This window comes from Streptomyces gilvosporeus, assembly GCF_002082195.1.
In the GTDB taxonomy this organism is placed as follows: Bacteria; Actinomycetota; Actinomycetes; order Streptomycetales; family Streptomycetaceae; genus Streptomyces; species Streptomyces gilvosporeus.
On the sequence record NZ_CP020569.1, the window covers coordinates 1705576 to 1730866 of the forward strand.

General features: G+C 70.2%; 19 protein-coding genes and 1 riboswitch. Of the genes, 9 read left to right on the plus strand and 10 right to left on the minus strand.

Annotated elements, in window-relative coordinates; translation table 11 throughout:
* Positions 1-42: 42 nt before the first annotated feature.
* The 6 genes from B1H19_RS07495 to B1H19_RS07520 form a co-directional block, all read right to left on the minus strand.
* Positions 43-813 carry an SDR family oxidoreductase gene (locus B1H19_RS07495; protein ID WP_083109476.1) on the minus strand — a complete coding sequence of 257 codons (771 nt, stop codon included), beginning with the start codon at positions 811-813 and terminating at the stop codon, positions 43-45.
* 17 nt (positions 814-830) lie between these two features.
* Complete coding sequence (fabG, locus tag B1H19_RS07500) at positions 831-1592, minus strand: 3-oxoacyl-ACP reductase FabG (protein WP_083103839.1); 762 nt, start codon at positions 1590-1592, stop codon at positions 831-833.
* Positions 1593-1852: 260 nt separating this feature from the next.
* Positions 1853-2284, minus strand: a complete 432-nt coding sequence (locus B1H19_RS07505) for a DUF3037 domain-containing protein (RefSeq protein WP_083103840.1) — start codon at positions 2282-2284, stop codon at positions 1853-1855.
* The gene (locus B1H19_RS07510; RefSeq protein WP_083103841.1) at positions 2245-3069 is read right to left on the minus strand and encodes a HipA family kinase; all 825 of its coding nucleotides are present in this window, start codon (positions 3067-3069) and stop codon (positions 2245-2247) included. The genes B1H19_RS07505 and B1H19_RS07510 overlap by 40 nt, the downstream gene beginning before the upstream one ends.
* 185 nt (positions 3070-3254) lie before the next feature.
* Complete coding sequence (locus B1H19_RS07515) at positions 3255-4727, minus strand: SAV_2336 N-terminal domain-related protein (RefSeq protein WP_083103842.1); 1473 nt, start codon at positions 4725-4727, stop codon at positions 3255-3257.
* Positions 4724-6103 carry a VMAP-C domain-containing protein gene (locus B1H19_RS07520; protein WP_083103843.1) on the minus strand — a complete coding sequence of 460 codons (1380 nt, stop codon included), beginning with the start codon at positions 6101-6103 and terminating at the stop codon, positions 4724-4726. Before B1H19_RS07520 ends, B1H19_RS07515 begins: the two co-directional genes overlap by 4 nt.
* A gap of 265 nt (positions 6104-6368) precedes the next feature.
* On the opposite strand from B1H19_RS07520, the gene B1H19_RS07525 reads away from it, so the two are divergent.
* Complete coding sequence (locus B1H19_RS07525) at positions 6369-6797, plus strand: hypothetical protein (RefSeq protein ID WP_203237119.1); 429 nt, start codon at positions 6369-6371, stop codon at positions 6795-6797.
* Positions 6798-6813: 16 nt separating this feature from the next.
* On the opposite strand, the gene B1H19_RS07530 is transcribed toward B1H19_RS07525, so the two are convergent.
* Complete coding sequence (locus B1H19_RS07530) at positions 6814-11859, minus strand: hypothetical protein (RefSeq protein WP_083103845.1); 5046 nt, start codon at positions 11857-11859, stop codon at positions 6814-6816.
* An 87-nt stretch (positions 11860-11946) separates the two neighbouring features.
* On the opposite strand from B1H19_RS07530, the gene B1H19_RS07535 reads away from it, so the two are divergent.
* The gene (locus B1H19_RS07535) at positions 11947-12129 is read left to right on the plus strand and encodes a hypothetical protein (RefSeq protein ID WP_083103846.1); all 183 of its coding nucleotides are present in this window, start codon (positions 11947-11949) and stop codon (positions 12127-12129) included.
* A gap of 20 nt (positions 12130-12149) precedes the next feature.
* Here B1H19_RS07535 and B1H19_RS07540 read toward each other — a convergent pair whose 3' ends face one another.
* Positions 12150-12788: a class I SAM-dependent methyltransferase gene (locus B1H19_RS07540; protein WP_083103847.1), complete on the minus strand. Its 639-nt coding sequence runs from the start codon at positions 12786-12788 to the stop codon at positions 12150-12152.
* A 119-nt stretch (positions 12789-12907) separates the two neighbouring features.
* A riboswitch (cobalamin riboswitch) is annotated at positions 12908-13127 on the plus strand.
* A 160-nt stretch (positions 13128-13287) separates the two neighbouring features.
* Here B1H19_RS07540 and metE point away from each other — a divergent pair.
* The 3 genes from metE to B1H19_RS07555 all read left to right on the plus strand — a co-directional run bounded on the left by metE (position 13288) and on the right by B1H19_RS07555 (position 18518).
* The gene (gene metE, locus B1H19_RS07545; protein ID WP_083103848.1) at positions 13288-15612 is read left to right on the plus strand and encodes a 5-methyltetrahydropteroyltriglutamate--homocysteine S-methyltransferase; all 2325 of its coding nucleotides are present in this window, start codon (positions 13288-13290) and stop codon (positions 15610-15612) included.
* Positions 15613-15777: 165 nt separating this feature from the next.
* Positions 15778-17916: a prolyl oligopeptidase family serine peptidase gene (locus B1H19_RS07550; RefSeq protein ID WP_083109477.1), complete on the plus strand. Its 2139-nt coding sequence runs from the start codon at positions 15778-15780 to the stop codon at positions 17914-17916.
* 179 nt (positions 17917-18095) lie between these two features.
* Positions 18096-18518, plus strand: a complete 423-nt coding sequence (locus B1H19_RS07555; protein WP_083103849.1) for a Rieske (2Fe-2S) protein — start codon at positions 18096-18098, stop codon at positions 18516-18518.
* A gap of 36 nt (positions 18519-18554) precedes the next feature.
* Here the strand turns inward: B1H19_RS07555 and B1H19_RS07560 are convergent, their stop codons facing one another.
* On the minus strand, positions 18555-19199 hold the full coding sequence (locus B1H19_RS07560; protein ID WP_083103850.1) for a cysteine hydrolase family protein: 645 nt from the start codon (positions 19197-19199) through the stop codon (positions 18555-18557).
* A 190-nt stretch (positions 19200-19389) separates the two neighbouring features.
* Between B1H19_RS07560 and B1H19_RS07565 the strand changes: the two genes are divergently transcribed.
* The 3 genes from B1H19_RS07565 (at position 19390) to B1H19_RS07575 (ending at position 22892) form a co-directional block, all read left to right on the plus strand.
* Positions 19390-19854, plus strand: coding sequence for a pyridoxamine 5'-phosphate oxidase family protein (locus B1H19_RS07565; protein ID WP_083103851.1), 465 nt, complete (start codon positions 19390-19392; stop codon positions 19852-19854).
* Between the two features lie 187 nt (positions 19855-20041).
* Complete coding sequence (locus B1H19_RS07570) at positions 20042-21502, plus strand: acyl-CoA synthetase (protein WP_083103852.1); 1461 nt, start codon at positions 20042-20044, stop codon at positions 21500-21502.
* The gene (locus B1H19_RS07575) at positions 21495-22892 is read left to right on the plus strand and encodes a carboxyl transferase domain-containing protein (RefSeq protein ID WP_237289199.1); all 1398 of its coding nucleotides are present in this window, start codon (positions 21495-21497) and stop codon (positions 22890-22892) included. Before B1H19_RS07570 ends, B1H19_RS07575 begins: the two co-directional genes overlap by 8 nt.
* A 172-nt stretch (positions 22893-23064) precedes the next feature.
* Here B1H19_RS07575 and B1H19_RS07580 read toward each other — a convergent pair whose 3' ends face one another.
* Positions 23065-23973 (minus strand): LysR family transcriptional regulator, encoded by a 909-nt coding sequence (locus B1H19_RS07580; protein WP_083103853.1) that lies wholly within the window; start codon positions 23971-23973, stop codon positions 23065-23067.
* A gap of 74 nt (positions 23974-24047) precedes the next feature.
* Between B1H19_RS07580 and B1H19_RS07585 the strand changes: the two genes are divergently transcribed.
* Positions 24048-25094 (plus strand): DMT family transporter, encoded by a 1047-nt coding sequence (locus B1H19_RS07585; RefSeq protein WP_203237120.1) that lies wholly within the window; start codon positions 24048-24050, stop codon positions 25092-25094.
* Positions 25095-25291 lie beyond the last annotated feature (197 nt).

Consider the following 25291-nt stretch of genomic DNA (forward strand, 5'->3'; position numbering starts at 1 on the left):
GGGGGCGGGCGCCTCGGCGCCCGCCCCCTCGGCTCCTCCCGCTCAGACCCCGGCGTTGAGGAACAGACCACCGTCGACGACCAGCGTCTGCCCGGTGATCCACCCCGAGGCGTCGGAGAGCAGGAAGGCCGCGGTCCCGCCGATGTCCTCCGGGACGCCGAGCCGGGCCATGGGGTAGCCGGACGCCGCCTCCTCCTCACGGTCCTCGTACAGCGCGGCCGCGAACTTGGTCTTGATCACCGCGGGGGCGATGGAGTTGACCCGGGCCACCGGCGCGAACTCATGGGCGAGCTGCTGCGTCAGGTTGACCATGGCCGCCTTGCTCATGCCGTACGCGCCTATGAAGGGCGAAGCGTTGAGCCCGGCGATGGAGGCGATGTTGACGATGGCGCCGCCGTTGTCCTTCTGCCAGGCGTGCCAGGTGCGCTGGGCGAAGCCGAGCGCCGAGATGACGTTGGTCTCGAACACCTTGCGCGCGACGCCGAGGTCGAGGTCGGCGATCGGGCCGAACACCGGGTTCGTACCGGCGTTGTTGACCAGGTAGTCCACCCGGCCGAAGGCCTCCATCGCCCGCTCGACGGCGACAGCCTGGTGGGCCTCGTCATGCGCCTTGCCGGCCACGCCGATCACCCGGTCGGCGCCCAGTTTCTCGGCGGCCTCCTTGAGGGCGTCCTCGTTGCGCCCGGTGATCACGACCCGGTCGCCGCGGGCCACCAGGGCCTGGGCTATGCCGTAGCCGATGCCCCGGCTGGCGCCGGTGACGAGCGCCACCTTGCCGGAGGGCTCGGGAAGCGCACTGTTCTGCTCGGTCATGTCCATGGCTCCTGGGGTCAGTTGAGCGGTCCGCCGGCGACGTACAGGACCTGGCCGGAGACGAATCCGGCCGCCTCGCCCGTGAAGAAGGCGATGGCGTTGGCGATGTCCTCCGGCTTGCCGACGCGCTGCACCGGGATCTGCGTGGCGGCGGCGGCCTGGAATTCCTCGAAGCCCATGCCGACGCGCTCGGCGGTGGCGGCCGTCATGTCGGTGGCGATGAAGCCGGGGGCGACGGCGTTGGCGGTGACGCCGAACTTGCCGAGCTCGATGGCGAGGGTCTTGGTGAAGCCCTGGAGACCGGCCTTGGCGGCCGAGTAGTTGACCTGGCCGCGGTTGCCGAGCGCCGAGCTGGAGGAGAGGTTGACGATCCGGCCGAACTTGGCGTCGACCATGTGCTTCTGACAGGCCCGCGACATCAGGAACGCGCCCCGCAGATGCACGCTCATGACCGTGTCCCAGTCGGTCTCGCTCATCTTGAACAGCAGGTTGTCGCGGAGCACACCCGCGTTGTTGACCAGCACGGTGGGCGCGCCGAGCTCGCTGGCGACGCGCTCGACGGCCGCCTCCACCTGGGCCGCGTCCGAGACGTCGCAGCCGACGGCGAGGGCCTTGCCGCCCGCCGCGGTGATCTTCTCGACGGTGTCCTTGCAGGCCGCCTCGTCGAGGTCGAGTACGGCGACGGCACGGCCCTCGGCCGCCAGGCGTACGGCGGTGGCCGCGCCGATGCCGCGGGCCGCGCCCGTCACGATGGCGACGCGCTGCTCGGTGGTGGACATGCGGGTTCTCCTCACCTCGAAACCTCGAAAGCGGCTCGCCACCGGCCGAACAGGTGAGCAACCGCTTAGTAGGGCTGACGCTAGAAGCCCGGCCACCCGCTGTCAACGCCCCGCCGCCGCGCCGTAACCCACCTCACCTGATACGGCCGCCATGGCCTGCCCCGACACGAGGGCGCCGGGCCCGTCCCACGGACAGTCCCGGCGCCCCGCACGGCATTCCCGCGGCTCAGCACACCCTCGGCACGCCATCCGCCACACCCTCAGCGCACCAGCAGCTCCAGCAGCCGCTTCGCCTCGGCGGTGGGGTCCGTGGTGAGCCCCGTGTGGACCGGCCCCGGCTGGACGATCGTGCTGCGTGGGGCGATCAGCCAGCGGAAGCGCCGCCCCGCATCGTCCTCGGCCGCCTGCCCGGCCTGCGCGCCGCCGTGGCAGATGCCCTCGACGGCCGCCAGCGCGGCCCGTACGCCCTCGACATCGCACGCGGGATCCAGGGCGCGCAGCCGGGCCTCGTCCAGATACGTACGCGCCTCGACGAAGCGCCGGGCGCGGCAGTACACGATCACCCCGGCGTTGATCATCTCGCCCCGCTCGACCCGCGGGACGACCTTCAGCAGGGCGTACTCGAACACATCGCGCCCGTTGTGCAGACCGTTCACTTGACCGCCCTCCGCGGCAGCTTGCCCGCCAGCCATTCCGGCGCCTGCGAGGGGGTGTCCTTGCTGCGGTCCCCGATGGTGATGTGGTCGCTGATGACCTCGGCACGGGCCAGCAGCGTCCGGACGTAGGCCCGGCGCACCTCGTCCGGCGAGTCGAAGCCGGGCTCGTCGGTCAGCCACTCGTCCGGGACCTCGGCCGTGATCTCGGCCAGCAGATCCTCGGTGACACGGGGCGCGAACTCCGCCGCGGCCGAGGCCACGTCCGGGGCGAAGGTGGCCAGCACATGGTCGGAGGCGTTGAACGGCTTGACGGCGGCCTTCTCCGCGCCGGGCCAGTTGTGGTGCCAGATCATGGTGGCGCCGTGGTCGATCAGCCACAGCTCGCCGTGCCAGACCAGCATGTTGGGGTTGCGCCAGGACCGGTCCACGTTGTTGATCAGCGCGTCGAACCACACCACCCGGCCCGCCTCACGCGAGCCCACCTCGAAGGCGAGCGGATCGAAGCCGAGCGATCCGGGGAGGTAGTCCATCCCGAGGTTCAGTCCGCCGCTGGCCTTGAGGAGCTCCTGCACCTCCTGGTCGGGCTCGCCCAGACCGATGACGGGGTCGAGCTGCATCTGGACCAGATCCGGCACCCGCAGCCCGAGCCGACGGCCCAGCAGCCCGCAGATGATCTCGGCCACCAGGGTCTTACGGCCCTGGCCCGCACCGGTGAACTTCATGATGTAGGTACCGAGATCGTCGGCCTCGACGATTCCCGGGAGCGATCCGCCTTCACGCAAGGGCGTGACATAGCGGGTCGCTGTGACTTCGGTCAGCATTTTCCCAGGTTACCGGGCATCTGAGGGGTGACATCAAAGGCTTTTCCGCCCCCGGTCGCCCGCCGGTATCCGCGATCGGCCCTGGGGGGAGTCCGGGGAGTTCTGATCACCACGGACGGGGTGCGGCTACCGGTGCGTCCCCGGTTCGTGGGCGTCCAGGGTCACATATGCGCGGCCGAGGACCGTCACTGACCGGTCTCGAACCTGCGGATCCTTGTGCGCAGCAGTTCTGCCGCTTCACGGTGAGGTGCGGAGGCGCCCGAGAGAGCGGTCAGTACGGCGCATTCGACGCGGAGGTAGGGGAGCGTCTCGGCTGTGATCTCGGGAGGGGAGGCGGTGGCCGGGCTCTTGACCCGTTGGGTGATGCCGTGGATGGCCGGCACGTCGCGGCCCAGGTACTGGTCGAGGAGGGCGGCGACACGGCGGGTTCTCGTCGATTCCCCGAGAGACAGCAGCTTCTGCCGCACGCCGGGTGCGAAGTCGAAGACCACCTGGTCGTGCGGGTCGCTGTGTTCCGCGCTGTTGTCCACGGTGATGAGCAGTCCGCTGGTGAGGACGGCCGCCAGGTCGCCGGGGCTTGCGGCGGGCAGGAGCTCGGCGGCGAGAAGCTGCATGATGTGGCGGTTGAGCGGGGCGGCGGCCAGGAGCACGGCGAGGCTGAAGGCGTTCTCGGAGGCGGCAGTGCGGAATTCCGCGATGCTCTGTTCCGGAACGGCAACCGCGTCCGGTGCGGCGCTCGGTGAGGGCACCGACGCGGCCGCCGCCGAGACCGACGGAATCTCCAGCGCCTGCTGGTGTACCAACAGTCTGGAGGTCATCAGGCGCACCCATTGGTCCAGCCACCGTTTACGGATCTCCAGCACCGGAATCAGAAGCTTGCGCCCCTCCCGTTCCGCCCCGGCGTTCGGCACGTCCGACGGAACCATCTCCGGCGGCGAGACTTCCAGAGCGCTGTTGGGGCAGCCCGGCACCGGGGCGCGCAGTTGGTGGGGGCGGGCATGAATGCCCGACAGATACCAGTCGTGGTGCGGGAGTACGTGCAGAATCGCCACGGTGTGGTGCTGGGCCCAGGCACGGAGGTCATCCCAGATCAGGCCGCGTTTCCAGGCGGTACCGACAGCATCCGTGATGACGAAGACCGTCTTCTGGCGGTGCGGCGGTGTGGGGTTGCCGAGCCCGAGGTTGATCACCGTGGAGCGCTCGAGGAGATCGGAGTGGGTCGATGAGGGCTGGCTGCGCAGCTTGACGATGTGGACGTCGTTGAATATCGGCAGTTCGCAGGCGCACGCGGCGAACGCGTTCACGGTCGGGTACCAGGCCGACATGGAAAGGCCGGTGTCGACCACCAGGACCAGCTCGCGCATCGCCGGATTCGTCGCCGGAGGGCAGACCGGCCCTGGCGCCGAGGGTATGGCAAACGCGTCGGGCGCCGTTTTGCGGAATGACGCCAGTTCCGGCTGAAGCTGGCTGAGGGCGTGCAGCGCGCTGACCGACGCCTCGGCGGCGGGCAGCGGCAGAGCGGACGGCCAGCCCTCCGGTGCCGGAGCGAACACCGGGCGGGCGGCGACCAGGTGCCCCGATCCACGGAGTTGGGCGGGCACCACAGGCGTGGCGGGGGCTGCGGTGATGAGCCACGTCGCGGCTTCGGGGGTGCTCAAGGGAAGGAAACCTCATCCGGGGCGACGAGCGGTTTGAGGACCGGCAGTGGCCGATCCGGGTCGTCCCACAGCAGCACCACCTCTCGCAGGACCTCCGCCTCATCCCCCAACCGCCCCTGTGCCAGGTGGATTTCACCGATCCTGCTCGGCAGATCCTTGAGCGGGCCGCGGTGAATCAGGTTCTGAACGGACTCACGAAAAGGCTTGGAACAGTTCTGACGGTGCCACAAGATCGCCGGGGCACCGGAGCGAATGGCTTCCATGAGCTGCTTGCGGCCGTCCTCCATGTCGGGGGGCGAGGTGAGCACGAGTGGTTCGCTCGACTGCCGGTCGTCATCCGTGGAATCACGAAGACCGGTGCACGGCGTCGCGACGTCCTCGCGCATCAGGCGCATCCACCGTTCCCGCCAGGAGGAATGGGTGTCGGGGGACTGAAGCCGGTCGAGGCTGCGCACGAGCACCCGGCAGTCCCACTCGGCATCCGATGCACTCGCCGTCTGGCACCATTCCCACACCGGCTGGTTCACCAATGCCAGCGGCAGCCAGAACTCCACTGTCAGATCGGTGCGCTGGCTGCCGGCAAGAGCGTGGCGAAGCCTGCTGGAGACGGCTCGGGCGATGTCCGGATGGCGCACCCGTGTGTCGTCGTCGCGCAGTGGAGGACCGTCGTAGGCGCCGCCTTCGTCGTGCCATACCCGCAAGACGTAGTAGTCGTTCTCCAAACCGTCCGGCATCAGCACGAACATCACACGACGGTCGGTGGCGTCGGGCAACTGCACCGAGGCGGCTCTCGCTCTGCACTCCCGCAGCGAAGGCACCAGCCCTGATGCCTCCGCATGGCTCAGCGTCCAGCAGCGGATCTGCTCACCGATGCTCTCGTCGACGGCGGCCGCCAGATATTCGAGGAAGGCGATGAAGGGAGGCAGCCCGCTGGGCAACGCGTTGCGCCGCAGCAGATGCAGCAGAACGCTCCATGCATGCGTGCAGTGGAGCGGCAACGGAGCGGCCAGTGGTTGCAGGGATGCCTGAGCGATGACGTGAACATCGTCGGTGGGTACCTGGCTTAACAGGCCCTCCAGTGCGTCCAGTTCCGCTTCGGACAGCGATGCGCGCGCCGACCAGCGGTCGCACAGCAACCGCATCTGCTGTGTCGTGTGCGGATCCCCGGTCAGAGTGCTGACGGCATCCGCCAGCGCATCGGTGCCTTCCACCAGCGTGGTGCACTGTGTGACCAGCTGGGAGAACTGGTCGAAGGAGCGGGCTTGGGCATCGGGCTCACCGAGCGGATCGTCCAGGGACCGGGCGAGCATCCGGACCAGAGCGCGACGCCCCGAAAGCGAAGCCAGACGCGGTGAGCTGGACAGGACGTCCACCATCGCCCGCTGCAGAGATCCCGATGCGGTGCCCTCGTTTCCTGGACCGTCCGGACGGTGCGACTCAGTAGCCACCATGGCAATTCCCCCCCAAGGAACCGTCGAACATGCCGGCATCGGTGCCGACCGTCTGACTCTCCTGCCATGACTGTCCAGCAGCGGACAGCATCAGGCCAAGGAGAAAATGAGATGAGTTTGCGCACTTGACGCCCGCGGCATTCTGGGGTTTGCGCCCCCTGCACCACCTTTGGGAGGAGACAATGGGGTGATGGGGGACGCGAGTACCTGGGCAGCGTGGGTGGCGGCTGTGACGAGCCTGGCCACATTGATCGTGACGACGTTGGTAGGCGGCCGCCGCGAACACCGCAGGTGGGCGCGTGAGTCGCTCACCGACGCCTTCGTGGCCTTCCTGGAAGCCAGCTGGGCGCACTCCGACATCGTCCGCTACACACCCGCCGAACAGCCGCTGGACATCGAGGCCGCCCAGGCGTGCTACGCGGAGATGCGCAGTCAGCTGACCCGGCTGCGCCTGCTTGCCTCGGGAGACGTCCTGCGGGCCGGCGAGGACCTTCTGCGGTGCCAGCGCGCGGCTCACGAGGCCCGGCCCGGCTCTGCCCGGCAGGAAGCACTGCTCACCGCGGCCCGGAGCCGCCGCGTGGTGGTGGCCGCGGCCAAGCGGGAGATGGGGCTGATCTAGCCCTGGGGCTGTTCGTTCACCGCACATAGCGTCCCAGTCTGTTTTCCGTGCTGTCGCGGATATGCGTCAACACGGCCTGTGTCGATGCGGGAAGCTTGCCCGTGGCCAGCTCGCGGGCAGTCCACCGCGCGATGCTGTGGAAGCAGGCTTCACCCAGACGGTCCCGTGGACCGGGCAGCCAGTGGGTGACGATATTGCGGGCGGCCGCGACCAGCACCGGATCGTCCGGAGACAGCGCGGACAGCAGTTCCTGCCAATGGCCCCAGTAGCCCAGTCCCACCAATCGGGCCCGCTCCAGACTGGGGTGCAGCGAGTCGGTCTCGTGCGCCAGCCGATGCAGAGCCTGCTCCGCCGCCTCCGCTTCCAGCATCAGGTCCTCCAGCAGTGCCAGACTTCCCAGGTAGCCGATGGCCGTCGTGGCGTGCGCCGCCAACGAAACCTGCACCAGCCCGTGTTCGCCGTGTGAGTGCGTGATGATCGTGCCGATGTTGTGCTGGCTCTGGGCGACGTCATGGACGAACGGCAGGGCTTCGTACAGCCCCGCACTGGCCGCAAGCATCACGAACTGATGGGCCGCTACGCCATCCGGGTTCTTCGGCTGGAGCGACAACAACTGCTGCCGCACCGCCGGTGCGAGCACCATCGGCTGGACGAACGGAGCATCCAGCAGCACATCGACGCTGCCCAGCAGCGTGGTCAATGTCGGGGAGTCGATGCCCTGTTCCTCGACGAACAACGCGGTCTCGGCCCGCAAGGGGAGCACCTGGCGCCACGTCGTGCACCACGGCCAGTGCACGGCCTGGCGCTCCAGGCCGTGCTCCATCAGCGCTTCCTGCACCCTGAGGGCCAGGCGCAGCCCCAGCTCAGGGCCGAGGGTTCCCGCCGCGGACACCACACATGCGACAGGGTCGACGAATTCCGGGGTGAGCGTGGCCAGGACGGGCTCCAGCAGCCGCTCCAGCACTCCCTGATCGTCGGGGGACAGGGAGTGGACGAACGCCGCCACGATCGACAGTCTCTTGGCCGACGCCTGGCCACCGACCTGTTCCAGTGACGACGCACCCAGGACTCGGCCATCCGACAACAGCCGATGTGCCGCGATCATCGCCAGATGCTCGTTGGACTGCGTCAGCAGGTCCCTCCAGCCGTCAGGCCTCATACCGAGCATCTCGCGGTCGAGCAGTACGCCGGCCAGGACATGCTGGGGATCGACGGCCTGGGCCGCTCTGGCCGCCCGTTCCAGCATTTCCGGCCAGTCCGGGCACTCGGCCAGGCCCGCTCGAAAGCGATAGGCGAGCAGCGACTCGATATCCCCCTCGGCGGCCAGGCGCTTCAGTAAGGACAGACGCTCTTCATTGAGCCTTTCCGCCGTGGAGGTGGCCGCCGTTCCCGCCAGTTTCCGGTCGATCTCGAATAACTGCCGCTTGCACGCCTGGGCGTGTATCGCGCGCAACGTCCTGTTGGGCAGTACGCCCAGCTGCGCCAGCGTGTCCCACGCCTGGGAGATCACCTCCCAGGAAGCCCCGGTCTGCTCCATCCGGGACCAGGCGTGGCCTGCCATGCTCGTCAACCCCGCAGCCTGAATGCTGCGCAGGGCCCGGACGATGACGGAGCCCTCCACGCTCACCCCGGGTGGCGGGTCCAACAGATGGCACAGGACCTCCTGCAAGGTGGACGTCGCATCCGGCACAAACCACTGATGCATCATCACCAGGCCGTCCAGTGACGCCTTCACGGCCTCCGGAGCACCGTTCTCGTCCAGCGCCACCTGCTCCAGGACGTCCATGGCGGACCGTGCACCGTACTTGGCCAGGGCATAGGCCGACCGCCGCCATGCCGGCCGGCCGCTCGCCTCCGAACGCAGCACCCCATGCTGAGCCGCCAAGAACGCCTCGCGCACATCGGGCACCGCGTTCTCCGGAGCCGCCTGCAAGAGCATCGCCCCGTACCAGGGGTTTGCTTCCACCGCGGTACGCAGCACCGCGGCGACGGTCTCCTCGTCCGCGTGCGGATCGGCGACCAAGAAGAGCGCCGCATCCCGCCAACCGAATTTCCGGATACGGTCGGTTACCGAAGACACCTGGTCCTGTGCGTCCTCCAGAAGGACCGACGCTGCGCAGAGGGCCTGTACCAGAGGGTTGCAGAAGGTGATCCGCGAAGCATCCTGCTCAACGGCGGTTGTCGACAGCAGTGTCTCCAGATCCTGCTCCGCGTCCTCACGCGTCGGATCCTCGATGACCTGGACGGCCTCCTCGCGACTGAGCGATCCCGAGTCGCCGAGTTTGCTCACCAGCTTGTTCAGCATCTGTTTCTGCTGGGCGACCGGGATGGCATGCTCACCCGACTTCAGCATGCGCGCCAGGTACTCGTGGACCAGGACTCCGGGGTTCGAGGGGACCTCGCCCGTATCCACGAAATGCCGCACCAGCATCTTCAAAAACAGCGGTCTGCCGGCCAGCTCACGCAACGCCACGGCTGACGGGTCTTTGAAGAGGAGTTCTCCCAGCTGGGCGCATTTCGCCTGCCACCCCATCTGATATCTCTTGCGCAGCTCATCGGCGATGAAGGTGCGGGCGGGCCCCTCCCGTACCTTGTGCAGCACAACCGCCGGCCACCCGAAATCCTCGGGCTGATAGTCCCCGCCGCGCTGGCACACCACGATACGTACCTGCGGATGCTTGACGTGAAGGTCCTTGAGCCACACAGCCACGCCTCTGCGGTGCCGCAGTTCGACCTTGTGCAGATCGTCCACGGTCAGGTGAACTGCCCCCACCTCCAAAAGGCGTTCCAGCCGGCCCTGCGACAGCTCATCCGGAAGCTGGACCAAGCCGCGCAGGATCTTGGAGGGCGTGAGGTCGGATGCCGTGTGCAGCTCGCTGCTCAGCTGAGCCGCGCTGAGGGACATCGGGAGACAGCACGGGGTCCTGGCGGCCACCGCCGGGTCCGCGTTCTTGGAGAACGCGCTCATCATGCGCATCTTCAGCTCGCGGACCACGACACTCTTGCCCGACCCCGAGTCGGCCACCAACACCGCGACATCGTGCTGCGCCAGAAGACTCAGGCAGCTCCGGGGAGCCACGGTCAGGGCCCCTTCACCCTGCTGCACATAGGGCTCCCCCGGCGCCAGCACACGTCCCTCAAGGGGAATGTAGGTGAAGTCGTGGTAGTGCTGGGAGCTGTCGAACTCCCTGTCCCGGCAGTGACGTTGCAGTTCCTCGACCGTCGGTGCCAACGGGCCGCTGAACAGTCGCTCCGTGGTCTGCCGTGCCGCCGACCCCGGCCTTCGCGGCGGATCGACACCGCCGGCCACCAACGCCGCCGTCAGCAGGTCGGCGGACGCCCAGTTGAGCTCGTCGGAATTGCCCAGCAGCGTCTCGTAGGCCAACTGGGCCTGGCCGGCCGTCCACTGGTCGAAGAAGTTGTTGAATTCCGGCGTGAGGCATTCAGAGGCCACTCCGGCAATTGCGGTGGATGCGCCGACCTGTTGCTCGGACTGATGGGCCGCCTCCCATTTGAACGTGCGACAGGCTGCCAGGGTCAGGTGCTGAAAGTAGTGCCTGGGCCACGCCTCGCGGTCCTCGGTCGGCACCATTTTCCAGATTCCCAGCCGGAGCGCCCAGAGAAGTTCCAGACAACGGCTCAACTCAGGCGCATCCTGGGAAAACGACTCCACCAGGAAGGCGGCAGCCGAGGCGACTGCGTCGGCCTCCCAGAGGGGGGTGACAACGGTGAGCAACGCCAGGTATCGCTGCAGACGGACGAGGTCGGCCCAGGAGAGGAGAGGGGAGACGCAGTCGCGGAGGGTGCACACCTCCATCCACGCCAGGTCGGCGAGCAGGTATCCCTCCACTTCGAAGGAGGCGAAGTCGATCAGGTACGGATTCTTGTCGCAGAACATGATGTTGCGCGGATTGAGGTCACCGTGCACATGCGAGCGCGTCCGCGCCTCGGCGGAGGCGGAAAGGACGTTGAGCAATGACTTCACGGGATGCTCCACTGCCACCCCGTCATAGGTGAGATGGCTTTCCGTTTCCGTGAAATCGCCCTTCGCCGACATGCGCGCGGCAAAGAGATCCGACCAGCACTGGGAACGGGTCTGCTGAACCGCCCCATACACATCGAGGGGCCGCTTCCCGATCAGCTCCGTCACATCGGTCCGGTCGCCGGCCGCACCGGTCAGTTCGACGTGTACCCGAACACCGTTGAACTCGCCGGACACCACCGCCCCGTCCACCGCACCATCGTTCAGCATCAGACGAATCTTGTCCTCGACAAGACTCCGGCCGGCACCCGGTGGCGCGGTGGACGCCTTCAAGAGCGAAGTGGAGGTCACCGCATTCTTCTTGAGGTCCTCCGCACCCGGATTTCCGTCAATGAGCCGCACACGTCCTTGGCCTCCGGCGTCGATACGATCGGCCGTCAGCACCACATTGGGGCCAAGGCTCCAGTTCTCCTGCCGTAGGAGCTGGTCCGACGCCGAGGCGGCGCTGCGGTACAGCTTGTTCCGGAGCGTACTCATCATCGCCGAAAGCGTCGCCACACCCTGAGCCGTCGCGTCCGGATCCCTGATGGCTTCGACCACCACGTCCTCCAGCGACCTGAGGGTGCCCTCGGTGTTCTGATCACGGTCCCGCACATGCGCATAGACCACCACATGCCGTTTGAAGTCCACCGCGAACTGCTTGTCGATCACGGACCGACTCACGGCCACGATCGGCACATAGAGGGTGTCGTCGTGCTTTCTCGCCAGGGCGGTGAAAGCGCTCCACTCCTGTACGGCCTCGTCATGGCTCATCAGCTTCGCGACCTGGAGGAAACCGGCAGCTTTCTTTACGCCGACCTCGATTTCCAGGACTTCGGAACCGCTGCGCCCACCGGCAAGCCTGCGGAGCACCGTCACCGTGTGGACATCAGCGGGCCAGTACCCCTTCGGGGGGCTCTCGTCCTCCTCGATGTCGATGTCGTCCCCCAGCGCGGCGACATCGCAAAGGGCATCGACGATGTCCCCCTGTTCATCAAGGTCGATACCACACGCGGGAGCAAACTCCACCTGCAGAACCATGTGCGCCCCCCCGAACTCACACGCAGCCCGACCCAACCGTTCTTCGCTCTGCGTAGTGCCCCTATAGCAGTGCGAGAGTGTAGCGATATGCGCGCCCGCCCGTACCCGGTCCGCAAGGAACACATCGCCGGCGTCCCCGCCGGTCCCCAGGACGGCGACCTGACGGACGAGTTGGCGCAGGCGTACTGGTCCCTCTACGACGGAGCCGCCGCGAAGACAACGGTGCGTCAGGTCCTGGCGCGGCTGCCAGCCGAGGGAGCGCACCGGTGAACGGGACCGCGTCCGCAGCGCTACACCGCGCGCATCAGCAGATGGCCTCGGCGGAACCGCTCCCCTTCGAGAGGTTCGCGGAGCATCCGGCCGACTTCGCTGAACCCGGCCTTGGCTGCCAGTTCGGCGAGTTCGTCGAGGGGCCATCGGTAGGCCGTCGTCACCTTGTGGTCGAAGGGCACCACCGGCCCGCCCTCGGACTCGAAGAAGGCGAGCAGGACATGGCCGCCGGGGGCCAGCACCCGACGGAACTCGGCCAGGTAGGACGGCACTTCCCTCGGCGGGATGTGGATGAGCGAGTACCAGGAAAGGACGCCGCCCAGCTCGCCGTCGGGCAGATCCAGCGCATCCATCGAGCCCACGTCGAAGCGCAGGTCGGGGTACGCCTCGCGGGCGAGATCGATCATCACGGGCGACAGGTCGACACCGAAGACGTCCAGCCCGAGGTCCCGCAGGGATGCCGCCACGTTTCCGGGGCCGCAGCCGAGGTCCGCGACCCGCCCGGAGCCGGTCGTCCGCACCAACTCGGCGAATGCCGCGATCATCGAGCGGTCCAGCGGAAGACCTGCCAGCGAATCGCGAAACAGGTCGGCGTAAAGGACGGCCACGGCGTCGTAGGCGTCGGCTGTCGTCGTCAGATATGAGGAAGGCTCAGACACGAAGGCCGACCTTAGACCATCGGAGACCGCCGCCCTGGAGGCCGCATGCCCCTCCGGGGGTGTCCCATGTCACCGTCCGCGATGTGATCAAGGCTGTGCGGCCCGCGGATCGTCCCTCTAGGGTGACGGATGCAGCTGGTTCGCCCTGTCCGCCAGGCAGGAGCGTCGCAAGAGGGAACCCGGTGGGAATCCGGGACTGCCCCGCAGCGGTGAGTGGGAACGACCGCCGTCATACGCACTGGGTCCGGAGGGGTCTGGGAAGCGACGGCCAGTAGGTGTCTCGTACGCGTACGAGACGGGCCCGCGAGTCCGAAGACCTGCCCGTTGCCCGCGCGCGACCGATCGCGTGCGGCCATCCCGGTGACCTCGTGGGCGGGTCGGCGTACATATCGAGCGGGCACGCGCGACACCGCGTCGTGGTCCGCCCGGTAGGTCGTTCCTTCGCGCTCGCGTCCCGTCTCCGGGATACCGACGAGACATCTTCGCGAAGGAGAGTTCCGTGACAGCGAAGTCCGCAGCCTCGGCAGCACGGGCCACCGTGTACGGCTACCCCCGCCAGGGACGGCACCGTGAACTGAAGAAGGCCGTCGAGGGGTACTGGAAGGGCCACGTCGGCGCCGACGCCCTACGGCAGACCGCGGCAGACCTTCGGCGTTCGCACTGGCAGCAGTTGGCCGACGCCGGCATCCACGAAGTGCCGACCGGTGATTTCTCGTACTACGACCACGTCCTGGACACCAGTGTCATGGTCGGCGCCGTCCCCGAGCGGCACCGCACCGCCGTCCGCGCGGACGCCTTGGACGGCTATTTCGCGATGGCGCGGGGCAACCAGGAGGTCGCCCCGCTGGAGATGACCAAGTGGTTCGACACCAACTACCACTACCTGGTTCCCGAACTCGGCCCGGACACCGCCTTCACCGCCGACTCCACCAAACAGGTCGCGGAGCTGACGGAGGCCCTCACGCTCGGGCACGCCGCCCGCCCGGTCCTCGTCGGGCCCGTCACCTACCTCCTGCTGGCCAAGCCGGCTCCGGGAGTGGCCGCGGACTTCGAGCCGCTGACCCTGCTGGACCGGCTCCTTCCGGTGTACGCCGAGGTCCTCGCCGACCTGCGGGCAGCGGGCGCCGAGTGGGTGCAGCTGGACGAGCCCGCGCTGGTCGAGGACCGCACGCCGGCCGAGCTGAACGCCGCCGCCCGCGCCTACCGCGAACTCGGCGGCGCCGCCGACCGGCCGAAGCTCCTGGTGGCCTCCTACTTCGGCCGTCTCGGCGAAGCGCTGTCCGTCCTGGCCAAGGCGCCGGTGGAGGGTCTGGCCGTCGACTTCACCGAGTCGGGCGCCGCCAACCTCCAGGACCTCGCCGCGGTCGGCGGACTGCCCGGTAAGCGCCTGGTGGCGGGCGTCGTCAACGGCCGCAATATCTGGATCAACGACTACGAGAAGTCGCTGTCCACCCTGGGCACCCTCCTCGGTCTCGCCGACCGGGTCGACGTCTCGGCCTCCTGCTCCCTGCTGCACGTCCCGCTGGACGCCACCGCCGAAACCGATATCGACCCGCAGATCGCCCGCTGGCTCGCCTTCGCCCGCCAGAAGACGCAGGAGATCGCGGTCTTGGCGCGCGGCCTGGCACGGGGCACCGGAGCCATCGCCGGTGAACTCGCCGCGAACCGCGCCGACCTCGGCTCCCGGGCCGGTTCCGCACTGACCCACGACCCCGCGGTGCGGGCCCGCACCGCGGCCGTCGCCGATGCCGACGGGCGCCGCTCGCAGCCGTATGCCGAACGCACCGCCGCCCAGCGCGCACACCTCGGGCTGCCGCTGCTGCCCACGACGACGATCGGTTCGTTCCCGCAGACCACCGAGCTGCGCACCGCACGGGCCGATCTGCGCGCCGGGCGGATCGACACGGCCGGCTACGAGGAGCGGATCAAGGACGAGATCCGCGAGGTCCTCGCCTTCCAGGAGAAGGCCGGGATCGACGTCCTGGTGCACGGCGAGCCCGAACGCAACGACATGGTCCAGTACTTCGCCGAACAGCTCACCGGGTACCTCGCCACCCAGCACGGCTGGGTGCAGTCGTACGGCACCCGCTACGTGCGCCCGCCGGTGCTCGCCGGGGACATCTCGCGCCCCGAGCCGATGACGGTCCGCTGGACCACCTACGCGCAGTCGCTCACCGAACGGCCCGTCAAGGGCATGCTCACCGGCCCGGTCACCATGCTCGCCTGGTCCTTCGTCCGCGACGACCAGCCGCTGGGCGACACCGCCCGCCAGGTGGCGCTCGCTCTGCGCGACGAGGTCGACGACCTGGAGGCGGCGGGGACTTCGGTCATCCAGGTCGACGAGCCCGCGCTGCGCGAGACACTGCCGCTGCGCGCCGCCGACCACGCCGCCTACCTGGACTGGGCGACCGAGGCGTTCCGCCTCACCACCGGCGGCGTACGGCCGGAAACCCAGATCCACACCCATATGTGCTACGCGGAATTCGGCGACATCGTCCAGGCGATCGACGACCTCGACGCCGACGTCATCAGCCTGGAGGCCGCCCGCTCCCATATGCAGGTCGCCCGCGAACTGGCCTGGCACGGCTACCCCCGTGAAGCCGGACCCGGCGTCTACGACATCCACTCCCCGCGGGTCCCCGGCGCCGAGGAGGCGGCAGCCCTGCTGCGCACGGGACTTGAGGCCATTCCGGCCGAGCGGCTGTGGGTCAATCCCGACTGCGGCCTGAAGACCCGCGGCTGGCCCGAGACCCGCGCCTCCCTGGAGAACCTGGTCACCGCCGCCCGCGAAATCCGCACCGAGCTGGCCGCCGAAGGGGCCTGACCCGCTCCCTTGTTGCCGCCCCTCCCCGGCGGTGAACGACGCCCGGGGAGGGGACCGCTCCCTTTCGCTGCGCGTTCATTTGTGCCTATACACCCTTGGAGCCATTCGGCCCAGACAAGCACGGCACAACGGAAGGACGACGCCTTGGACGGCACTTCGGACAGCATGGACGGCACATCGGATGGCGCGTCGGATGCCCCGGATCCGGCCGGATTCCCACGGCAGTTCGCGCGGACCCGCCGGTTCTCGCTGGGTGTGCCCCGGCAGTTCACCCTCTCCCCCGACGGCCGGCGGGTGCTCTTCGTGCGTACCGGGTCGGGCCGGGACCCCGTGGGCCGGCTGTGGCAGTACGAGGACGGCGCGGAGAGGCTGCTGGCGGACCCGGCGGCCCTCGTGGGAGCCGGGGCGGAGACGGTACCGGAGGAGGAGCGGCTGCGGCGGGAGCGGGCGCGGGAGCGCTCCGTGGGGGTGGTGGCGTATGCCGCCGACGGCGCCGCCCGTCTGGTGTCCTTCGCGCTGTCCGGGGCGCTGTGGGCGGTACGCACGGACGGCGGCGCGCCGTTCCCCGTGGCGGCGGCCGGCCCGGTGGTCGACCCGCGTCCGTCCCCCGACGGCCGGTACATCGCCTATGTGAGTGCTCGGTCGTTGCACGTCGTCGACCTGGACGGCACCGACCGCCAACTGGCCCGCAGCGAAGGGCCGGAGATCACCTACGGGCTGGCCGAGTACACGGCCGCCGAATCCATCGGCCGGTCGCGCGGCTACTGGTGGGCACCGGACAGCAGCCGCCTCCTGGTGGCGCGAGTGGACACCGCCTCCGTGGAACGCCGTTACCTCAGCGACCCGGCCGACCCCGCCAAGCCGCCGCGGGCGATCCGCTATCCGGCGGCGGGCACCGCCAATGCGGAGGTCACCGTCGAGCTGGTCGCGCTGGACGGACGGCGGGTGGAGGTGGCGTGGGACCGGGCGGCCTATGAGTACCTCGTCGCCGCGGGCTGGGACGCGCACGGTCCGTTCCTCGCCGTACAGAGCCGTGACCAGCGCACCGTACGGACCCTCGCCGTCGATCCGGCGACCGGCGCCACCCGGGTGCTGCACGAGCGGACCGATCCCGCCTGGGTCGAGCTGGTGCCCGGCACGCCCGCCCGGACCGCCTCCGGGGCACTCGTGCTGCCCGAGGACACGCCCCACACCCGCTATCTGGCCGTCGGCGGCCACCGGGTGACGGGCGACGGCCTGCAACTGCGCGAGGTCCTGGGCACCGAGGGCGAGCGGGTGCTGTTCACGGCGAGCGAGGACCCCACCGAGACCCATGTGTGGTGCTACGAGCCCGGCCACGGCGCACACCGGCTGAGCCGGGAGCCGGGCCGCTACGGGGGCGCGGGGCGGGGCGGCACGGCCGTGCTCGCCGGGGTCACGGCACGGGGCGCCGAGGTGACGGTCGTCCGGGGCGCGGCCGGTGCGTACGCACCCGTAGGGGCCCTCGTCTCGCACGCCGAGGAACCGGTGGTCGCCCCGCGGCCGCGGCTTCTCACGCTCGGCGAACGGGAGCTGCGCGGCGCCCTGTACCTCCCGTCCTGGCACCGGGAGGGCGCCGGAAAGCTGCCGGTGCTGCTCGATCCGTACGGCGGGCCGGGGTTGCAGCTCGTGGGACGGGACCGCGGCTGGCCGGCGTGCGTGTCCCAGTGGTTCGCGGAACAGGGGTTCGCGGTCCTGGTGGTGGACGGGCGTGGCACACCGGGGCGGGGGCCCGCCTGGGAGAAGGCCGTGCACGGTGACCAGCTCGGGCCCGCCCTCCAGGACCAGGTGGACGCACTGCGCGCCACCGGGGAACGCTGCGCCGCCCTGGACCTGGGACGGGTGGCGATCCGCGGCTGGTCGTTCGGCGGGTTCCTGGCGGCCGCCGCCGTACTGCACCGGCCCGACGTCTTCCACGCGGCGGTGGCCGGTGCCCCGCCCACCGACCAGCGGCTGTACGACACCCACTGGAAGGAGCGGTTCCTGGGCCACCCGGACGCGCACCCGGAGCACTACGCGCGCTCGTCTCTGGCCGGCCACGGACACCGGCTGCGCCGCCCGCTGCTGCTCGTCCACGGGCTCGCCGACGACAACGTGGCGGCCGCGCACACCCTGCGGTTCTCGGCGGAGCTGCTCGCGGCGGGCCGGCCGCACACCGTACTGCCGCTGCCCGGGGCGACCCACTCCCCGGCCGATGACACGGTCAACGAGAACCTGCTCCGGTTCCAGCGGGATTTCCTGCTGGATGCCCTGGGGACGGCCGGCGGCGGGCCGGGAACAGGGTGAACGGAAGAGGCGGCGCCTCCGTATGGCATGAGGAACCCCCATGGCACGGGGAACCCCATACCGAACGCACCAGGAACCGGAGGCACACCATGGCTCGACGGGAAGCGACGGAGCGGGCGGCGCAGCGAACGGCTGCGCAGCAAAGGACCCCGGAGCGAACAGCTCCGGAAGATGCCCTGATGGAGCGGTCCCCGGCAGAACCCGTGGGGCCCGCGGCCGGGACCACACGGCGGGCCGTCGTCGTGGCCGCCGGGGCGGTCGGGATGACCGCGGCCCTGGCGGCGTGCGGCGGGGGCTCGTCCGAGGCCGGGGCCGGGACCGTCCTGGGGAAGACCTCCGAGATCCCCAAGGGCGGCGGCAAGATCTTCAAGGCCGAGAAGGTGGTCGTGACCCAGCCGGAGGGCGGTCAGTTCAAGGCGTTCTCCGCGGTCTGCCAGCACGCCGGCTGTCTCGTCGGCGAGATCTCCGACGGCACCATCAACTGCCTGTGTCACGGCAGCAAGTACGACATCAAGGATGGCAGCGTGAAGAAGGGCCCCGCCACCAAGGGGCTGCCGCCGGCCCAGGTGACGGTCAAAGACGGCTCGGTCACCCTCAGCTGACCCGACGCCGACCGGAGCCCGAACGCCCGGCCCGGCTCAGCGGGCGCGGCGCGGCCGTTTCCAGCAGCCCAGGAGGTCGTCGGTGGTGGCGATGGTGGCCACCAGGGCGAGCGTGTTGCGGACCATCGCAGGGGTGTATTCGGCGGGTACCCCTGCGATGGCGTCCGCGGGGACGACGGCCGTATAGCCGCGGTTGACCGCGTCGAAGACGGTGTTGGGGATCGCCACGTTCGCCGACACCCCGGTGACCACCAGGGTCCGGCAGCCGACGTTGCGCAGCAGGGCGTCGACATCGGTGCCGGCCATCGGGGACAGGCCGTGCAGCCTGCGGACCACCAGGTCGTCGTCCGTGACCGGGATCGGATCGGCGACGCGTACCGCGGTGGAGCCGGTGATCTGCTGGACGGGCAGCCGCTCGGCCGCCCGGAAGAGACGGGCGTTGCGGCTGGCGCCGCGCCCGTCGGGGCGGCGTTCGGCGATCGCGTGCATGACCTGGACCCCGGCCTCATGAGCGGCCGCCACCAGGCGGGCGATGTTCGCCAGCGCCCCCGATCCACGTGCCACGTCGGCGAGTTCGGGCAGCGCGCTGTCCGTGCCGACCACACCTCGCTGGCATTCGACGGTGAGCAGCACCGTGGTGGCCGGGTCCAGTTGCTCGGCGAGTTGCGCGTGCGGCGGCATGAAGGGCCCTCTCGTGTGGCGGAGCGCGAGGTTAGCCGCCATTGCGCCCGCAAGGAAGAGGCCTCATGATTTCTGACGCATCGTCAGCACTGCGTCATCAGGGCTGTGTCATCACGTCTGTGTCATCAGGGCTTCATCGTCGAGGCTTCTCGCGGCATCCCACACCCAACGGTAACGGAGGGGATCTCCCATGGCGGACACTCAGCGGCGCGGGCGCCGGATCATGATGGCGCGGGACGAGTTGGACGCGTTCCTGGCGGCGCAGCGGACCTGCCGGGTCGCGACGGTCGGCGGTGACGGCGCGCCACACGTCGGGGCGCTGTGGTTCGCCTGGGACGGCACGGCGCTGTGGCTGTACTCGATCACCCGCAGCAAGCGGTGGGCGCAGCTGCGCAAGGACCCGCGGATCGCGGTGGTCGTCGACGACGGGGACGCGTACGGGGAGCTGCGCGGGGTCGAGCTGGCGGGCGAGGCGGTGCGCGTCGGGGAGGCGCCCCGTACGGGTGAGCGGTGTCCGGAACTGGACGGTCCGGAGCGGCTGTTCGCGGCGAAGTACTTCGGGATGGAGGCCATGCCGCACGACGGCCGGCATGCGTGGTTGCGGCTGACGCCGAAGTCCGTCGTCTCCTGGGATTTCCGCAAGATGGCGGGCTGAGTCGCGCCGGCGGCGGCCGCTGCTTCCCTCGCGGAGGAGCAGCACGGCGAGATCGCGCGGTCACGGACCGCATTGTCAGTGGTCTCTGCGAGAGTGGTGTGGTCAGCCCGCCCGGCGCCGTCGCAGGCGCGGGAGCGGGGTGACCCGGCCGTCATGGCCGGGCGCCGACCAGGACGAAGGAGACCCGGTGAACGTGCTCTTCCCCGCGCTGCACGACGCATCGCCCGCCATCGCGCTGCGCTTCGGCGACCGCGCGCTCAGCTACCGCGAGCTGGCCGCCGCGGCGGCGCCGCTCGCCGGGCGGATCGCTGGCGAGAGCCGGGTGGCGCTGTGGGCGACGCCGACACTGGAGACCGCGGTCGGCACCGTCGCCGCGCTGCTCGCGGGGGTGGCCGCGGTGCCGGTGAATCCCAGAATCGGCGAGAGCGAGCTGGCGCACATCGTGGCGGACAGCACGCCCTCGCTCGTACTGGCCGCGCCCGGCGAGGAACTGCCCGCCGCGCTTGCCGCGCTCCCCCGGGCGGACATCGAGGCCGCCGGCCCCGCCGCCGATTCCGAACCGGCCCCGCTGCCCTACGAACCGGTCGACGAGACACCGGCCCTGGTCGTCTACACCTCCGGTACGACCGGCCCGCCCAAGGGTGTGGTCCTCTCCCGGCGCGCCATCGCCCACACCTTGGACGCTCTGGAGGACGCCTGGCAGTGGACCGCCGCCGACGTCCTGGTGCATGCCCTGCCGCTGTTCCATGTCCATGGCCTGATCCTCGGCATCCTGGGCCCGCTGCGCCGCGGCGGCAGCGTTCACCACCTGGGGCGCTTCAGTACGGAAGGCGTCGCCCGGGAGCTGTCGGCGGACGGCACGATGCTGTTCGGGGTGCCGACGATGTACCACCGGCTGGCCGCCGAGGCCGGGCGCGACCCGGTACTCGCCAAGGCGCTCGCCGGGGCGCGGCTGCTGGTCTCCGGTTCGGCCGCGCTGCCGCTGACCGATCATCAGCGGCTCGCGGCGGCCACCGGGCGGCGGGTGATCGAGCGGTACGGCATGACGGAAACGCTGATGAACACCAGCGTGCGGGCGGACGGCCCGGAGGCCACCGGGACGGTCGGGGTGCCGCTGCCGGGTGTGTATGTCCGGCTGGTCGACGACACCGGGCAGGCCATCGAGGCGAGCGACGGCGAAACGGTGGGCGAGATCCAGGTCCGCGGTCCGAACCTGTTCACCGAGTACCTCAACCGCCCCGATGCCACGTCCGCGGCGTTCGACGGCGGCTGGTTCCGTACGGGGGATATGGCGGTCCGGGATCCGGCGGGCAACTACCGCATCGTCGGCCGCAAGGCCACCGATCTGATCAAGAGCGGCGGCTACAAGATCGGCGCGGGCGAGATCGAGAACGCCCTCCTGGCGCACCCGGGGGTCGCCGAGGCGGCCGTCACCGGCGAGCCGGACGAGGACCTCGGCGAGCGGATCGTCGCCTGGGTCGTGCCCGCAACGGGTCCGGATGCCGGGCCCGCCCCCACCGCCGAGGAGCTGGCCGAGCATGTCGCGCGTCAGCTGGCGCCCCACAAACGGCCCCGCGTGGTGCACTTCCTCACGGCCCTGCCGCGCAACGACATGGGCAAGATCCTGAAACGAGACCTCCATGCATGAGCCCGCTTTTCCGGCACCGGTGCCGAGTATGCGGCTGACGGCCCGTCAGTCCATGGCCGCGGTGTCGGACTCGTATGTCGAGCTGCCGACGCCCGAGGCCCCGGGGTCCGGCAGACCGGACGGGCCGCTCGGCTGGCGCGGCTACGACGCCTCCCGGTCGCGGGCCCGGGACCGTACGGGCGAGGAGGAGTCGGTGGTCACCGCCCTGGCGACCGTGGGCGGCACCGAAGTCGTGCTGATCTCCTTCGAGTTCGGCTATCTGGGCGGCTCCCTCGGCGAACGGACCGGCGACCGGCTGGTGGCCGCCTACACCGAGGCCCGCGAGCGCCGGCTGCCGCTGGTGTCGCTGATCGCCACCGGCGGCAGCCGGATGCAGGAGGGGATGCGGGCGCTGACGCAGCTCCAGCGGGTGGCCGGGCAGTCGGCGCGGCACCACGCCGCCGGGCTCGCGCATCTCGCCGTGCTGCGCGATCCGACCACCGGCGGCGGCTGGGCGACGCTCGGCGCGGCCGCCGATGTCCTCCTCGCCCTGCCCGGCGCGCAGATCGGTTTCGCCGGTTCGCGGGTGCGCCCCGCGGACGCCGATCCGGCCGCCTACTGCGCCGAGGGCCAGCTGGCGGCCGGTCAGATCGACGCCGTCGTCCCGCCCGACCAGCTGCGCGGCACGCTTCAGCGATGGCTCAGACTGCTGGCCGGCGCGGGCGGGCCGGGGGCCGTTCCGGAGGCGGCGCCGCCGCCGGCCGCGCTCGGCACGGGCAATCTGCCGGAGACCGGCTGGCGGGCGGTGGTCCGCGCCCGCGATGCCCGCCGCCCGCGCGCCGAGGCTTATCTGCGTGCGTACTTCGACGACTGGGAGGAGATCCACGGCGACCGCTGCGGCGGCACCGACAGCGGCATACGCTGCGGGCTGGGCCATCGCGACGGCCGCACCATCGCCTTCGCGGCGCAGTGCGGTACGGCCACCCTCCCGGCCGGATTCCGTACGGCCGCCCGGCTGGTCCGGCTGGCGGACCGGCTCGGCATCCCGGTGCTCACCCTGATCGACACCCCGGGCGCGGCCAATGACGCCGCGGCCGAACGGGCCGGCGCAGGCGCGGCCATCGCCGACGCCTTCGCCGCGCTCGCCTCGGCCCGCGTACCGGTCACGTCGCTGCTCATCGGCGAGGGCGGCTCGGGCGGTGCCCTGGCCCTGGCCGCGCCCGACCGGCTCTGGGCGACGCCCGACAGCTATTTCTCGGTGATCGCCCCGGAGCTGGCCGCCGCCATCCTCAAACGCGACCCCCAGGAGGTACACCACACCGCCGACCAACTCCGCATCCGACCCCAGGACTTGCTCGCCCTGGGCATCATCCGCGATATCGTCCCGCCGGCCGGAGCCACACCGGCCTGAGGCTTGTTCGGGTGTGACGGACGGGCGGAAGGACGCAAGGACGGACGGACCGGAGCCGGGTCGCCTGAAACACGCCGGTCGGCGCGGGTCGGGCCGGAATCGCGACGGCCGGGGCCACGCCCGTCCGCGAGGTCAGGCCGCCCGCCGCAACCAGCTTCCGTATCCCCCTCGCTCAGGCGTCCGCCACACCTCTTCCCGCCTGCTGGAGTGCGGCGACGGCGGCACGTATCGAGGGCCTACGGTCGGCGTCCGCGCGCCAGATGGCGTAGACATGGCGGCACATCGTATGGCGTACGGGCACCACGCTCACGCCCGCCGGGACCGGTCCGCGACCCAGGCGCGGGGCGACCGCGACGCCCAGCCCGGCCGCGATCAGCGCGAGCTGGGTGTGGTGCTCCTCGGCCATATGCGTGATACGGGGCTCCACTCCGCTGCTGCGCAGGGTGAACAGCAGCCAGTCGTGGCAGAACTCCGCCTGCGGCCAGGAGATCCACTCGTCGTCGGCGAACTCCTCCAGATCGACCGTTTCCCTCTGGGCCAGCGGGTGGTCCGCCGGCATCGCCACATCCGCCAGATCGTCGAGGAGCGGGGCCTTGGCCAGGCCCTCGGGCAGCGGCAGCGGCCGGTTGTGCCAGTCCAGAACGACCGCCAGATCCAGATCGCCGCGCACCACTCCGCGCACCGAGTCGTCCGGCTCCAACTCCCGTAGCTGAGCGCGGAGTTGCGGGTGCTCCGTGCGCAGGGAGACCAGCGCCGCCGGGAAGAGTCCGCGGGCGGCGGTGGGAAATGCGGCGAGCCGCAGTTCGCCCACGGCGCGGCCGCGGTGCTCCTCCAACTCGGCCTGCGCCAGCTCGACCTGCGAGAGGATGCGCCCCGCATGATCGGCCAACAGCCGGCCGGCATCCGTCAGCCGTACCCCGCGTCCGTTCTTCGCCAGCAGCTGCTGTCCGGTTTCCCGCTCCAGCTTGGCGATCTGCTGCGAGACGGCCGAGGTGGTGACATGCAGCCCATCGGCGGCCACGCTCACCGAGCCGTGGCGGGCGACGGCGCGCAGCACTCGAAGGCGATCCAGGTTCAACACATTAGCGATGCTACGCGATACCGCACACAAAATCTCGCTTGTGCTACGAAGTTGGGCTCAGCATCGTAGAGCCCATGAGCACCGCCACCGGCCCGGCCACCGACGCCACCCGCACCGCGCCCCCTTCCCCCTCTTCCACGACTCCCGACATCCAGCGCACCGGCGCCCAGCCCACTGACGCCCAGCCCTCCGGCGGCAGCGCCGCCTCCGGCGATCTCCCGGCCGGTTCCGCCCGTCGCCGCACCCTGGGCTGGCCGGTCCGCTTCGCCATGCTCTGCGCGGTGTGGGGGTTCAGCTTTCTCTTCATCAAGGTGGGCACCGAGGGCTTCGTGCCGTTGCAGTTCACACTCGGCCGGCTGGCCTTCGGTGCGCTCGTGCTGCTGGCGGTCCTCGCGATCAAGCGGGAACGGCTGCCGCGCTCCCCGCGGATCTGGGGCCATCTGACGGTCGCCGCCTTCATCCTCAACGTCCTTCCGTTCACCCTCTACGCCTATGCCGAGACGACCATCCCCTCCACGCTGGCCGGCATCTGCAACGCCACCTCCCCGCTGTGGGGGATGGTGCTCTCGCTCGTCGCCCTGTCCGAGGACCGTCCCACCCGGCGCCGGGTCGCCGGACTGGGGATCGGCTTCCTGGGCGTGCTCACGGTCCTCGGCGCCTGGCAGGGTTTCGCCGGTACGGACCTGGCGGGCACCGCGATGGCACTGGGCGCGTCGCTCTGCTACGCCATCGGCTGGATCTACGTCCGCCGCACGCTGGCCGACGTCGAACACTCGCCCCTCGCCATGACCGGCACCCAGTTGCTGCTCGCCACCCTCCAACTGGCCGTGGTGACGCCCCTGTTCACCTCCTGGCCGACCTCCTTCCCCCTCGCGTCGGTGCTCTCCGCCTTCGCCCTCGGCGCACTGGGCACCGGCTTCGCCTTCGTCCTCCAATACCGCCTGGTCGCCGAGATCGGCCCCACCACGGCCCAGATGTGCACCTACTTCATCCCGGTCATCGCCACCGCCGCCGGTGTGACCCTCCTGGACGAAAAGCTCAGCTGGAACACCCCGGTCGGCGCCCTGATCGTCCTGGCCGGCGCCGCCCTCACCCAGAGCAAGCCACGCCGCAAGCCCTAGCAACTCCCCTGGCCCAGGCCCCAGCCGCGGCCATCCGAAGCCACTCCCCTGGAGAGCCCCCGAGCCCCCACTCGGGGGCTCTCGCCGTAACGCCGACGGGGCGCGTCGTGGCGCACGGCCGCACCAGCATCACCGGAGGTCGGAAAACCCGGTTCCGCGCCCCCGCGCCCTACGCCTCGAACCAGCGGCCCCTACCC